Genomic DNA, 12,666 nt, shown 5'->3' with positions numbered 1-12,666 from the left:
AGATGACCTGTCCGAAGTGTCACGGCGATATGCGGGTGTACGAGCGCAGCGGCGTCACGATCGACCAGTGCACCGAGTGCCGCGGAATCTTCCTCGACCGTGGTGAGCTGGAGAAACTCTTCGACGCCGAGGCCAACTGGAACAGCCGGCAGACGCCCTCGGCCCCGCGCCCGGCCCAGGCCCCGCAGCCCGGTGGCTACGCCGCGCCGCCGCCCCCGCCAGCGCACGGCGGTGGCTACGCGCCGCCTCCGCCCGGTTACGGCCAGCCGGCGCCTTACGGTGCGCACCAGCCGCACGGCGGGGGCTACCACGGCCACTACCGCCAGCAGGGCTACCACGGCCACTACCGCGGCCGGAAGAAGAAGAGCTTCCTGAACGAACTGTTCGACTGAGTCTTCTCACCGCACACGCCGCGACCCGCCCGGGGCCTGGATCATGTCCAGGGTCCCGGGCGGCGCGGGCCGGTCGAGCGCCCGCTACCAGGTGCCGTCGTCACGGACGCGTTCCGCCGGGCCGTCGCCGGTCAGCAGGCTCAGCACACCCTCGTCCAGGGTCTCGCCGAGGAACCACTCGCCGCCCTGGTCCAGCGCGAAGATCCGGCCGCGTTCGTCGATCGCCACGATCGCGTCGCCCTTGGCCTCAACGCCGATCGGGAACAGCGGGACCCCGATCACCTCGGCGAACTCGCCCAGCACGTCCGCCGAGTGCGCCGCCGCGGCCGGCTCCAGGTTGAGCCAGCGCACCCACCGGCGCACGCCCGGGCCGCGCAGCCCGCAGAAGATCCCCGGGAACGCCATGATCGCCGCCCGCGCCGCCGGAAACGCGCGATGCCGGAAGCGCCGGCCGGGCACGCTCACCACGTCGTCGATCAGGCCGTCGGCCAGCACCTCGGCGACCACCTGCTGCATCGGCCGCCAGCCCGCGTCGGCGAGCGCACCCGCCACATGATCGGGGAAGCGGCCCGGCTGCGCGATGTTCTCCGAATACGGCCGGAACGGCTCCACGAAGGCGAGCTGTGACCACGGCAGCAGCGCGAAGTCGACCAGAATGGGTATGCACGATTCGCACGGCCGGGCGATCGTCCCGCCCAGCGGATCGCCCTGGTCACGGACGAAGAAGGCCTCGAAATCAGCCGTACGAAGCCAGGTGCGCGCCTCGTCCAGCGTCAACGGCTCGGCGCGCTGTCGATCCGCCTCGTGCAGCGCGTCCGAGAGCACGATCAGCTCGGCGTGCCGCTCGGTGCCGCGTACCGTTTCGGCCGGCTGCAGGGCGGACAGCTGGGCCGCTACCAGCGGATGGTGGTCGATCTCCTGATCGCCCTTGGCGCCGCGGGCGATCAGCAGCTGCCCGTCGACGCTCAGATGCGCGGCCGTGGTCGGCGCCGGCCGGCGCCGCGCGTTGCGCCGCAGCTCGACCTCGGGGTCGACCGTCCGCCGCCGCGCGGCCACCGCGGGCTGGTGGGTGCGGTAGAGGTCCGCGATCACATTCGCCGGGACGCCGGGATAGGTGGACAGCGCGCCGGTCGCGCGGTCGATGACCGTGCGGGCGCCGTCGCCCGGAATCGGCAGCACCGTCGGCGGCTGCTTCGTCCACACCACGAAGCCGAGATCGAACTCGGAGATCACCGGCGTGCACTCGTATCCCCGGCGCTCGGATTCACCCCGCGCCCAGCCGGCTGCGATCTCCTCGACGTCCTCCCGCGTGATCATCAGACCCCCTGTTGCCGCGATCCGTATGCGGGCTGAAACTACCGGACCACGCCGCGTGGCGCCGCCCGGTAATGTCACCACGATCGATGGGTCGGGTGCTGGGGAGGACGACCGTGGCGGACATGGCGGACCGCGATGCCAACCACGCGCTGCGAGCGCGCTTCGACGATGTTTACGGCCAATACCAGCGGCTGCGGTCCGGAATGGACGACATGCAGCGGCGGCTCGCCGAGCTGCGGGTCAGCGCGGACTCCGACGACGGGCTGATCCGCGCGACCGTCGGCCCGCGCGGCCAACTGCTGGACCTGCGCCTGGACCGCCGCATCTACCGAGACATGGACGCCGGCGAGCTCGGCCGCAAGATCGTAGCGACGGTGGAACGCGCCACCGCCAAGACGTCGGAGCAGGTCGAGCAGCTTGTCGCCGGCTGCCTGCCGGCGGACTCGGGCCCGATGCAGTACATCAGGGACAACGACTTCGGCTCGCTGCTGCGCCGCCAGGACGCGATCATGCGCGAGGCGAACGGCGATGCCTGAGGCGGAGCTCTGGCTCGACCCCGATCGGGCCGCGGACGGCGGGCGCGAGCTGGCCTCGGCCGGCAGACACCTCACCCGGCAGCGCACCGGCGCCGGCGCCGACCTCGTCGCGCTGAGCGCCCAGCGGCCGTGGGGCACCGACGACATCGGGCAGGCCTTCGAGAGCAACTACCGCCCGATCGAGCAGCAGGTGCTCGAGGCGTGGGAAAGGCTCGGCGGCTACGTCGAAGGTCTGGGCAACGCGGTGGTCGAGACCGTCCGCGAGGCCACGCAAACGGATCACCACGCAGCCGTACGGGTGGATCGGACGTACAGGAAACGCTCGTGACGATCCTGCCCAGCCCGATACCCCACCCGCTGGACTACTGCCCCTTCGACGTGCCGCAATGGGCGTACGAGTCGCTCGAGTGGGTGGTCGGCTTCGACTGGCCGGAGGGCGACGAGAAGGCCACCTGGGACGTCGCCGACCGCTGGTACGCGATCGCCCGCCGGCTGGCCGAGCCCCGGAGCGAGGCCTACGACGCGGCGGGCCAGGTGCTTTCGGCGTACGGCGGCGGAGGCGCGCAGGCGTTCGGCGGCGCCTGGCAGCAGCTCGCCGCCGACGAGAACGCGCCGCTCAACTCGCTGCTGGCGATCGCCGACGAGCTGGGAAAACTCGTCGAGGAGTGCGGCTGCGACATCGAGGGAGCCAAGCTCGAGGCCTGGATCGAGATCGGCCTGTTCCTCATCGAGCTGATCGGCATGGCCGTCACGGTGGCCCTGACGCTGGGCGCGGCGTCGCCGGCCGCGGGCGGGCTGATCGCGGCCACCCGGATCACCATCCAGCAGATCTTCAAGCGCCTGATCGCCCAGCTCAGCAGAAAGGCGATCAAGAAGACGCTGAAGGAGGCGGGCGATCGCGCGGCCCGGCAGCTCACCACCAAGGCGGGCCTCAGGCACCTCGGCAAGGAGGGGCTGGAGGAAGGCCTGGACGAGGCCCGGGAGGAGTTCGCGACCAGCGGCGGGGTCCAGCTCTACCAGAACTCGACCGGGCGGGCCGACGGGATCGACGCCCGCGACCTGGGCATGTCCGCGGCCGGCGGATTCGGGGGCGGGTTCGCGGCCGGCGGGGCCGGGATCGGGCGCGGGCAGCACCACGGTGGGATCGCCCGGGGCGCGGGTGCCGAGGTGCTGGGAGAGTTCGGCGGGGCGGCGGTCAGCGGTGATCTGCCGGACCTCGAGAGCGTGGCCAAGTCGGCCAGCTCGGGGGCCGGCGGGGCGGCGCTGGACGGGACCTCGGCGGGGCTCACGGACGACCTCGCCGATCGGATCGGCGACCTGAAGGCGCCTTCTCCGTCCACGGTGCCGGTCACCCTGTCCGGACCGGTGGATTCCAGCGCCGGGCCGGCGGCCCTCTCCGGACCGGCTGATTCCAGCGGCGGGCCGGCTGCCCTCTCCGGGCCGGCTGCCCTCTCCGGGCCGGTTGCCCTCTCGGGGCCGGTTGCCTTCGCCGGGTCGGCGGATTCCGGTAGCGGGATGGTGCCCGTTTTGGCAGATGCTGCGTCACCGGGGCCTGGATCGTCGTCCAATTCTTCAAATCCCGCGTCGGGTGCGCAGGCGGACTCTTCGGGCGATCCGGCCGGTGCGGGCTTCGCCGGTCCTGGAGCAACGCCGGTGGCCGCCGACGGTCCCCTCCTGTCTGATTCGGCGCCGCCGCAGGATCCCGTCACCGGCGCCGGGACGGCGGCCCCCTCTGCCCCCGGGCCTGCGCCTTCTGTTCCGCCCGTGGCCGGGCCGGCGGCGCCTGGACCCGTGGTCGCCGGGGCGGCGGGACTCGGATTGTTCGGTTTGGGGGATTCGGGGGCGGCGCTCAGCCCTTGGTCGCCGTTCGGGACCGACTCGAACCCCACCCCGTCCTCCGGGACCGGGCCGATACTCAGCCCGCCGTCCGAGACCGGGCCGGCGCTCACGGCATCCGGGACCGGGCCGACACTCAGCCCGCCCTCCGAGACCGGGCCGGCGCTCACGCCGACCGGGACCGGACCGACGCTCACGCCGACTGGGACCGGACCGACGCCCACACCGCCGGGAACCGGGCCGACACTGCTGCCGCCCGGGACCGAGCCGACACTCACGCCGGCCGGTGCGGGACCAGCGCTCACACCGCCGGTAAGCAGGCCGACACTCACGCCGACCGGGACCGGACCAGTGCTCACACCGCCGGGGACCGGACCGACGCTCACACCGCCGGAAACCGGGCCGACACTGCCGCCGCCTGGGACCCAACCGACGCTTACACCGACCGGGACCGGACCGGCGCTCACGCCGCCGGGGAGCGGACCGGTGCTCACGCCGACCGGGAGCGGTGCGGCCGCTGTTACGCCGTCGGTTGAGAACCCGGCCGCGCAGGGGAGGGCTGGGTCCGTGCCCGGCGGGAATCCTGCTGCCGGCTTCTTCGACGCCAGGACGCCCGCGGCCGGAGGGCTCGGGACCGGCGTGGTTCCGGGGCGAACCGAAGCCGGTGGGACGACGCCACCGCGATCGCCAAACGGTGCGGCGCCCGGTGGTCCCGGCGGGCCACGGGACGGGGCTGTGGACGTACCGTCGTCGGGTCCGGACCCGGACGTCCTCGTTGCCGGGCCGCAGGCAGGGTGGGCCACGCCTGCGGCAGCCGGGGTGTCGCCCGAGGTGGACGGCTATCTCCGGCACGCGCGGGATCTCCGCCGGGCCCATGCGATGGCGCGGCGTCAGGATGCCCTCGAGCTGGTCGAGGGGAAAGCGGAGAGTGCCCGGCGAAGGGCTCGGAGCGCGCGCCGATCCGCCCGGGTGGCACGGTTCCTGAAGTTCGATTCGCACCTGGCGGCGTTCTTCGAGGCCAACGTCGACCTGGCGCTCGCGGATGCCGAGCGGGCAGATGCGCAGGTAGCCGCCCTGAGGGATCCGAATTGGATGCCACCGCCGGGATCGCTGACCGAGATAGAACCGCACGAATGGCACCGCGCCAACTCCGATCGCGGTCTGCTGGCACCGGGCGGCGTCACGATCGGCAACCGGTCGATGCTCACCGACAGCGACCATCCGCCCTCCATCGACCGGACCCGACGCTACGGCGCCTGGTCGGGGCTGCGCCCGCCGCTGGCACGGCATCAGGTCGAGCTCGAGAACGCCATGCCGCGGGACCGCAACGGCGGCCCGCTGCGGCTCGCTGATCCGCGGGCGCCGTACTTCCGGCTGATGAACGACGGCGGGGCGCAGGCCGACCCGACGCGCGGGATCAACTGCCAGGATTGCGTGCTGTCGTTCTTCGACACCTACCTGCACGGCCGGCCCCGGGTGTCGGCGCCGCGGACCTTCGACGCCTACAGCCAGGGAGATCCGCAGCGGCCGCTGTACGGGGAGGAGATCGGGCTCGAACGCGTCGAGCACGCGACGGGCGGCCGCCTCCAGTCGCTGTGCCCGATGATGTCCGGCGACGATCCGGCCGTGGCGCGGCAGCGGGTGGACCGGGCGCTGGCGGACGTGTCTGATCAGTTGCTGGCAGGCGGTCACGGCTCGTTCGCGTTCCTGGTGAACGCGTGGGAGGGCGGCACGGCGCACGCCTGGGCGGCGGTGAACCAGAACGGCGAGATCCTGTTCGTGGACCCGCAGTCGGGGCTGGTCGCCGAGTCACGGCCGCTGTACGGCCACCGCGGCTGGCCCGACCCGGGCAACGTGGTGGCCCTGGACGCGCTGGTCGTGAACGGTCAGGGCATCCCGATGCCGTTCCTGGACCGCCCGGACGGGACGTGGCGGCCGCAGCGGACGACGCTGCCGCCCCCGCCGCCGCGCCCGGCGCCGATCTACTACTCGGCGGCGTACCAGGCGACGCTCGAAGCCGAGGCTCCGCCCGAGGATCGGCGAGGTCGCGCCGAGCATCCCGAGCCGCCGCTGCCCGATCCCGAACCCCGTCCGGACCCGGCCCCGCCGGAGCAGGAGCCGGTGAAGCCGGAACCGGCCCGCCGCCCCCGCCCGATTCCATCGCCGCGGCGGCCGGTCGATCGGATGGCGGCAGCCCTCGAGCCCGGGCCGGCCCCGCTCGACCGCATCGCCGCGGCGCCGGCCCCCAGGAACGCGGGGCTTCTCGGGACCGACTCCGAGACCTCGGTCCCCGCCGAGGACGGGCAGGAGGCCCGGGAACGCCGCTCCTACCGCGAGTACATGGCACACGCCAGGACGACGCACGAGGAGAACCGGCGAGCGGAATACGCCGGCTACCTGATGCGAATCGCCGACGACCAGCGCGCGAAGGTGCTGGAAATCGGCCGCCAGGCGGACGCCGCCCTGGCCGCCGGCGCGACCATCCGGGGTGAGCACCTGCGTGCGGAGGCGCGACTCAGCAGCGAAGACGCCGAGGCGCTGGAGACGCGGGCCGAACAGGTGCTCGCCGGGGAGTACGCCCCCGCACAGGTCGAGGTCGAGCCCGCGGACTGGATCCGGATCAACGACGACGTGGGCACCATGGCGCTCGGCGCGGTGGAGACCGGCGAACGGTCCGCGCTGACCGGCGACGACATCCCACCCCCGATCGACCACGGCCGGCCGTACGGGAGACCGGGCGGCCTGCGCGCGCCGCTCGCCGTACATCAGGCCGACCTGGAAAACGCCATGCCGCGAGACGCGGACGGCCTGGTGACGCGCCTGGCCGATCCCCGGGTCGGCGAGTGGTTCGCGCTGGCGAACGACGGCGGCCCGCAGGCGGACCCCACCCGCGGCATCAACTGCGTGGACGGGGTGCTCTCGCTGTTCGACACGTACCTGCACGGTCGCCCGCGCGTGTCGGCGCCGCGAACCTTCGACGCGTACGCGCAGGGCGACCCCACCAGGCCGCTGGGCGCGGAGGCGCACGGCCTGGCGCGAATCGAAGACACGGTGGGGGGCGAGTTCCAGGGGCTCTGCCCGTACGTCGGAAGCCTGAACCACGAGCAGGCGAAGCAGGCGGTCGACACGGCCATGACCAACCTGCACAACCACCTGTACAACGCCGGCCACGGCGCATTCGCCTTCATCGTGACGGACTCCGAGGAGGGAACGGCACACGCCTGGGCGGCGGTGAACCAGGGCGGCACGATCCTGTTCCTGGATCCACAGACCGGGCTCCTGTCGCAGGACACCCCGCTCTACGCACACACCGGCCAGAAGAACGACGGCAACGTCGTCTCGATGGACGCGCTCGTGGTCAACGCGCGAGGCGAGCCCGCACCCCTGCCCTACCACCAGGCCGGCCTGTGGAGCCGCTCGTCCCTGGAACCAACCGGCGCCGACACCAACAACGCTGAACCCGAGGACGATGTCGGCGCAGGTGATCGATCGGAGGCTGGGCACGAAACTGCAGAGCAGGCAGGGCAAGCAGCTGGCTTGGCAGCTCGGCCCACCCCAGACGCAACGCCTCCGGAAAACTCACCGCCGCTCACGCCCAACCTCCCGGAGACCGGCGAACCCGATGACCCCACCGAAGGTCGACCTGCCGAAGAGGCGCGGCAACGGCCTACCGAGCAAAGGGTCGTTCCTTCGCGGGCTTTGGATCTCGTCCAGCGTGCGCGTGAGGTCCATACCCAGGGTGCGGAGCAGCGAGTGCTTCAGTCGCTCACCGGCAGCCAGCGGGAGGCGCTGCGGATCGCCTTCGCCGACGCTCGGCTCGTTGCCGAACGCGAGCTGCTTCGAATGCGTGAGCTGGCCGCTTCGTTGCAATGCGACGAAGGCGAACACCGCCCAGAAGTCGTGGACGACAGTTACAAGATCAAGGCGCTTGAGTCACTTGCTCGAAAGTTCCAAGAGCGGGAGGCTCTCCGCAACATCAGCGTGAGCGAATTCCTCGAAAAGGCCAACGATCGCGTCAGGTTCTCCATCGTCCTTCCAGAAAAGGGCTACGGTCGAACCGTCCAAGACGCACTCACAAGGCTGCGGCAGAATGGCTACGAGATCATCGAAGTGGCCAGCTTCTGGGGAGACGGCAAGGGACGCCACAATGGTCTGAATGTGACCCTGAGGAACGAGAATGGGTTCCGGATGGAACTTCAGTTCCCCACGAGGAAGTCCAGAGCGGTCGGCAAAAACACCCATCATCTCTATGAGATCGTCCGATTGCACACGAGCGCCGTGACTGGTCCCGAACGGGTGGAAGCATTCTTTGCAATTTTGGCGCTCAACAAGTCTGCCGAGATGGCCCAGCATCGCCCGGACGGACTCGATCTCATTCACAATCTTACCGAAGTGGACACATCCTTTGCGCGCTGGATCACACCTAATCTCCGCTCATGGCTAGACTATCTCGACACCCTGGAAGAAAGAAACACCACACTTGACCAGGAACTTGAGTCATGGACACTGAATTCGGCGGACGTTCCTGGCATAGAAAGGCTGGATGCCGGTCATGAGAGAGCCGATACTCTCCTATCGGGCGTTCCTGAAGTCGAAGGAATCGACAGAGGTAACCAGCCTGATCGCATACTGGACTCAGGATCGAGGACGACTGAGGGCGGTGATGTGGCACGCGAGCAGGAAGCAATGGATCTCCGCCCCGGGGACCGCAGCCGGGATCCTGTTCGACGACGCCTACACGGACGAATCACAAGCAGTCGACCGGGCAACGGCGGAAACGATGGCTCGGGAGCACCTGCACACAACCCTCCCGACCAACGAAGCGATTCTGGAAATGAGCGAGGAGGGCGAACGGATGGGTTGGGAGTTCGGACCGCCCAGGGAGTAGCGCCCCGCGGTCAGGTCGATGCTGTCGAGTTGGCGTCCGCTCGGCGCGCCGTCCTCGACCACGTCGGACCGCATTCGGCGGCATTGGCTGAGGTCGTCGTGCGCCTGCTCGCCGACCACGCGTCCTCCGCTCGCCGGCTTGGCGCGATCGAGGCGCTGCTCGATGCCGATCGGCGGCCGGAGACCCTGCGCCTGCTCACCGAACTCGCACAGAACGCCGCACTCTCGCGGTACACGTCGCTGGATGAGTTCCTCGACCGCAATCCAGGAACCGGCAGCGTCTTCACCCCGGAGGTCGATGCGGCCCCGGACGGCACCTCCCGGATGAAGACCTTCGAGGCGGCGGCGCGGCTGAGCGATCCGGCCCGGGCGGTCGGCCCGAGCCCCTCCGATCGGGAACTCATGCTGCTCGACGACTACGGCATCCGGCTCCGGCTGCGGGTCCTGCCGGCCGCGCGGAGGGAGATCGCGTCGCTGGCCGCGGACTTGTCCGAGCGGCTGGGCGTCCCGGTCCGGGTCTCGGCGCGGGCCAGGAGGCCGGCCGACCTGCTGGACCGGGTGAGACGGATGACCACCGAACGCCCGTACCGCCCGGCCCGGCCCGGCTATCGCGTCGGTGACGTCGCCGACGCCGTCGGCGTGCGGCTCACCGTCGCGGACATGGCCGGCCTCGAGGCGGCGTTCGACGAGGTCAGGCAGCGTTTCGGTGACCGGATCCTCAGGATCGAGAATCGGTACGCCCAACCGGCGGCGCACGCCCCGGCACATCGGGCGATCAACATGTTCATTTCGATCGAGACCGCCGGGCTGCCCTGCGCCTACGAACTGCGGCTGATGACCGAGCGCTCCTCGCTTGCCGCCGACCTCGAACGCAACGGTGATCCGTGCGCCGACGGCGCACAACGGCTCGCGGTGCAGTCGGCGCTCGACGAGGCCGCCGCCCTGGACCAGCTCGAGACCGTGGATCGGAACGACCATGGGCGATGAGCCGCCAGGATCGACCACCTACCTGTACGCGTTCGGCGAGGCACACGACGACCTACGCGCGGCGTTCTACATCGACGAGCGGGCCGACTCCGACCCAGAGCTGGCGCAATCGGTCGTGGAGTCCGCCGAGGCGGCGATGACCCGGGCCGGGGTCATCTACGAGGTCGAGGTCGCCTCGGGCGCGACGCTCACCGGGGTGCCCACCTGGGAGGAGTTCAAGCAGCGTCACTTCGTCGAGGGCGTCCCGCTGCCCGTGCGCCGACCGCCCCGCGAGCCGGTGACGCCGCCCTCCTGGCAGACGCTGATCGCGGCCGTGCGGGAGGCGCGTCGTGATTTCCGTGCGGAGCTGGTGAGCATCCTGGCCGCGGCCGTTCCCGACGGCGGGGCTTCGATCACGTCCGATCCGGGCGCGGCTCGCCGGTCGCCAGGCTCGGTCGATCCGAGCGAGGAGCGGTTCGGCTTCGAGATCACGGTGAGCGCTGGCCTCGGCGCCGCCGACCCGGTGACGGCCCTCTCCAGCGTCAGCGACCTGCTCGAACAACGAGGGTGGCGCCTCACCGACCGGGCCGCCGGGGCTCCGGGCACGGACGCCTCCTCCAGCGCCGGCTGCGTCGCGATCGGGGCCGACCGTCGCCTCTTCGCCGTCTGGGTGGAGGCCCGGCCGTCGAAGATCACCCTGCTGGGCCGGTCACCGCTGTACCGCTCGCCCGCGGAACCGGGCTCCGCCTTCGTGGTCGAGCCACGATAGGCGGGCCCGCGCGGCAGTGGTCCATCCGCGCGCAGGGCCGGGCCTGCCGCCCGCGAACGGTCGGCGCGGGTCGGCGTCCGCGCCGGCGCGCGCTTCCGGGCGGCCGCCCGGCCGGACGGTTCCTAGACGATCGCCATGTCGACGAAGCGGGACAGGTGCAGCTGCGCCGCCACCGTCACCGTGTCCGTCGGGCCGTTTCGGTGCTTGGCAACGATGAAGTCCGCCTCGCCCGCCCGCGGCGACTCCTTGTCGTAGTAGTCGTCGCGGTGCAGCAGGATCACCACGTCGGCGTCCTGCTCGATCGAGCCGGATTCACGCAGGTCGGACAGCTGGGGACGCTTGTCCGTACGTTGTTCCGGCCCACGGTTCAGCTGGCTCACCGCGATCACCGGGCACTCGACCTCTTTGGCCAGCAGCTTCAGGCCTCGGGACAGCTCCGCGACCTCCTGCTGGCGGCTCTCCGTCTTTTTCGGGGACGACATCAGCTGGAGGTAGTCGACCACGATCAGTTTCAGGTTGTGCCGCTGCTTGAGACGGCGGGCCTTCGCCCGGATCTCCATCAGGTTCATGCTCGGGGTGTCGTCGACGAAGATCGGGGCCTCGCTGATCTCGCCCATCCGGCGGGCCAGCTTGGTCCAGTCGTCGTCGGAGAGCTGGCCCGAGCGCAGGACGTGCAGCGGGACGCGGGCCTCGGCCGACAGCAGCCGCATCACGATCTCGATCTTGCTCATTTCCAGGGAGAAGATGGCGCTGGCGCAGTTGGCCCGGATGGCCGCGTTGCGGGCGAAGTCCATCGACGCCGTGGACTTGCCGAGGCCGGGCCTGCCGGCCACGATGATCAGCTGGCCGGCGTGCAGGCCGTTGAGCAGGCGGTCGAGGTCGGAGAAGCCGGTCGGGACGCCGGTCATCATGCCGTTGGTGGCGCCGACCGCCTCGATCTCGTCCAGCGTCGGCTGCAGCATGTCGGCCAGGACCGCGAAGTCCTCGCTGACCCGGCGCTCGGTGACGTCGTAGACGGCCTGCTGGGCCAGGTCGACGATGTCGTCGACGTCCATGCCGCCGTTGCCGCCCGTGCCGTAGCCGAGCTGGGTGATCTTGGTGCCGGCCTCGACGAGGCGACGCAGCACGGCGCGCTCGGAGACGATGCGGGCGTAGTAGGCGGCGTTGGCCGCGGTCGGCACGCTCTCGATGAGGGTGTGCAGGTAGGGCACGCCGCCGATGCGCTGCAGGTCACCCGAGTCGGACAGCGCCGCCGCCACGGTGACGCCGTCGGCCGGCTCGCCCCGCCCGTAGAGCTCGAGGATCGTGTCGAAGACGGTCGCGTGGACCGGGCGGTAGAAGTCGTGTGACTTGAGGATCTCGACGACATCGGCGATGGCGTCCTTGGAGAGCAGCATGCCGCCGAGCACGCTTTGCTCGGCCGCGATGTCCTGCGGCGGGGACTTGTCGAAGCCGCCGCTCGACGGCGGTCCACCTGCTCCGGGCGGGCGGCCACCGGGGACTTTGCCCCCTGGCGATGACTGCGGCCGGGACTCCGGTCGTGCGTCGTCGGTGATCGACATGCCGACCTACCCCTTCATCGTCGTTCTGCCGTGATCGAACAGTCCGGGTACGACACTTTCGGGTGATCGGCGGCCCCGTCGGGGTGACCGGGACCACAAAATCGCCAAGAAATTCGGCACGTGCCCGGACGAGAACATGATCCGGCGCGGCTAACCATACGAAGCTGCACGTCACAGACCCAAGCGCGCCGGTGGACGAGCCTCGGGACAACCTGTGGACAAGCCGCCTGTGCCTGTGCGCGGCCCTGTGCACAGCCTGTGTACAACTCCTGGGGATGCCGCGGGGCATGCCTTATTCACCAGCAGATTTGTCGTCCCCAGCGTGTGGAGAGATAAAAAGCTGGGCTCCGTGACCAAGCCGTCGCTCCAAGGCGTTGCAGATCGGTCGGATGCACGTCACG

At 70.8% G+C, this 12,666-nt stretch carries 7 protein-coding genes; 5 read left to right on the top strand and 2 right to left on the bottom strand.

All coding sequences use genetic code 11. The annotated features are described in order from the left end of the window. Positions 1-2 precede the first annotated feature (2 nt). On the top strand, positions 3-392 hold the full coding sequence (locus tag AB0F10_RS05450) for a zf-TFIIB domain-containing protein (RefSeq protein ID WP_360620622.1): 390 nt from the start codon (positions 3-5) through the stop codon (positions 390-392). An 84-nt stretch (positions 393-476) separates the two neighbouring features. Here the strand turns inward: AB0F10_RS05450 and AB0F10_RS05445 are convergent, their stop codons facing one another. Further along, entirely contained in the window at positions 477-1,709 is a 1,233-nt protein-coding gene (locus AB0F10_RS05445; RefSeq protein ID WP_360620581.1) for an SUKH-3 domain-containing protein, read from the bottom strand. A 122-nt stretch (positions 1,710-1,831) separates the two neighbouring features. On the opposite strand from AB0F10_RS05445, the gene AB0F10_RS05440 reads away from it, so the two are divergent. The 4 genes from AB0F10_RS05440 to AB0F10_RS05425 are packed head-to-tail and all read left to right on the top strand — an operon-like array spanning position 1,832 to position 10,703. Continuing rightward, positions 1,832-2,245: a YbaB/EbfC family nucleoid-associated protein gene (locus AB0F10_RS05440; RefSeq protein WP_360620580.1), complete on the top strand. Its 414-nt coding sequence runs from the start codon at positions 1,832-1,834 to the stop codon at positions 2,243-2,245. After that, positions 2,238-2,573: a hypothetical protein gene (locus tag AB0F10_RS05435; RefSeq protein WP_360620579.1), complete on the top strand. Its 336-nt coding sequence runs from the start codon at positions 2,238-2,240 to the stop codon at positions 2,571-2,573. Before AB0F10_RS05440 ends, AB0F10_RS05435 begins: the two co-directional genes overlap by 8 nt. Beyond that, complete coding sequence (locus AB0F10_RS05430) at positions 2,570-9,955, top strand: toxin glutamine deamidase domain-containing protein (protein ID WP_360620578.1); 7,386 nt, start codon at positions 2,570-2,572, stop codon at positions 9,953-9,955. Before AB0F10_RS05435 ends, AB0F10_RS05430 begins: the two co-directional genes overlap by 4 nt. After that, entirely contained in the window at positions 9,945-10,703 is a 759-nt protein-coding gene (locus AB0F10_RS05425; RefSeq protein ID WP_360620577.1) for a hypothetical protein, read from the top strand. Before AB0F10_RS05430 ends, AB0F10_RS05425 begins: the two co-directional genes overlap by 11 nt. A 122-nt stretch (positions 10,704-10,825) precedes the next feature. On the opposite strand, the gene dnaB is transcribed toward AB0F10_RS05425, so the two are convergent. Next, positions 10,826-12,265 carry a replicative DNA helicase gene (gene dnaB / locus AB0F10_RS05420; protein WP_360620576.1) on the bottom strand — a complete coding sequence of 480 codons (1,440 nt, stop codon included), beginning with the start codon at positions 12,263-12,265 and terminating at the stop codon, positions 10,826-10,828. Between the last annotated feature and the right edge of the window lie 401 nt (positions 12,266-12,666).

Origin of the sequence: Actinoplanes sp. NPDC026623 (genome assembly GCF_040638275.1) — a bacterium.
Taxonomy (GTDB): Bacteria; Actinomycetota; Actinomycetes; order Mycobacteriales; family Micromonosporaceae; genus Actinoplanes.
This window is presented reverse-complemented; position numbering and strand designations above follow the sequence as displayed.

Excerpts from the sequence above, each read along its gene's own strand:
- AB0F10_RS05425 (WP_360620577.1), top strand. The coding sequence starts at position 9,945 with ATGGGCGATGAGCCGCCAGGATCGACCACCTACCTGTACGCGTTCGGC.
- AB0F10_RS05450 (WP_360620622.1), top strand. The coding sequence starts at position 3 with ATGACCTGTCCGAAGTGTCACGGCGATATGCGGGTGTACGAGCGCAGC.
- AB0F10_RS05440 (WP_360620580.1), top strand. The coding sequence starts at position 1,832 with ATGGCGGACCGCGATGCCAACCACGCGCTGCGAGCGCGCTTCGACGAT.
- AB0F10_RS05435 (WP_360620579.1), top strand. The coding sequence starts at position 2,238 with ATGCCTGAGGCGGAGCTCTGGCTCGACCCCGATCGGGCCGCGGACGGC.
- AB0F10_RS05445 (WP_360620581.1), bottom strand. The coding sequence starts at position 1,709 with ATGATCACGCGGGAGGACGTCGAGGAGATCGCAGCCGGCTGGGCGCGG.
- dnaB (WP_360620576.1), bottom strand. The coding sequence starts at position 12,265 with ATGTCGATCACCGACGACGCACGACCGGAGTCCCGGCCGCAGTCATCG.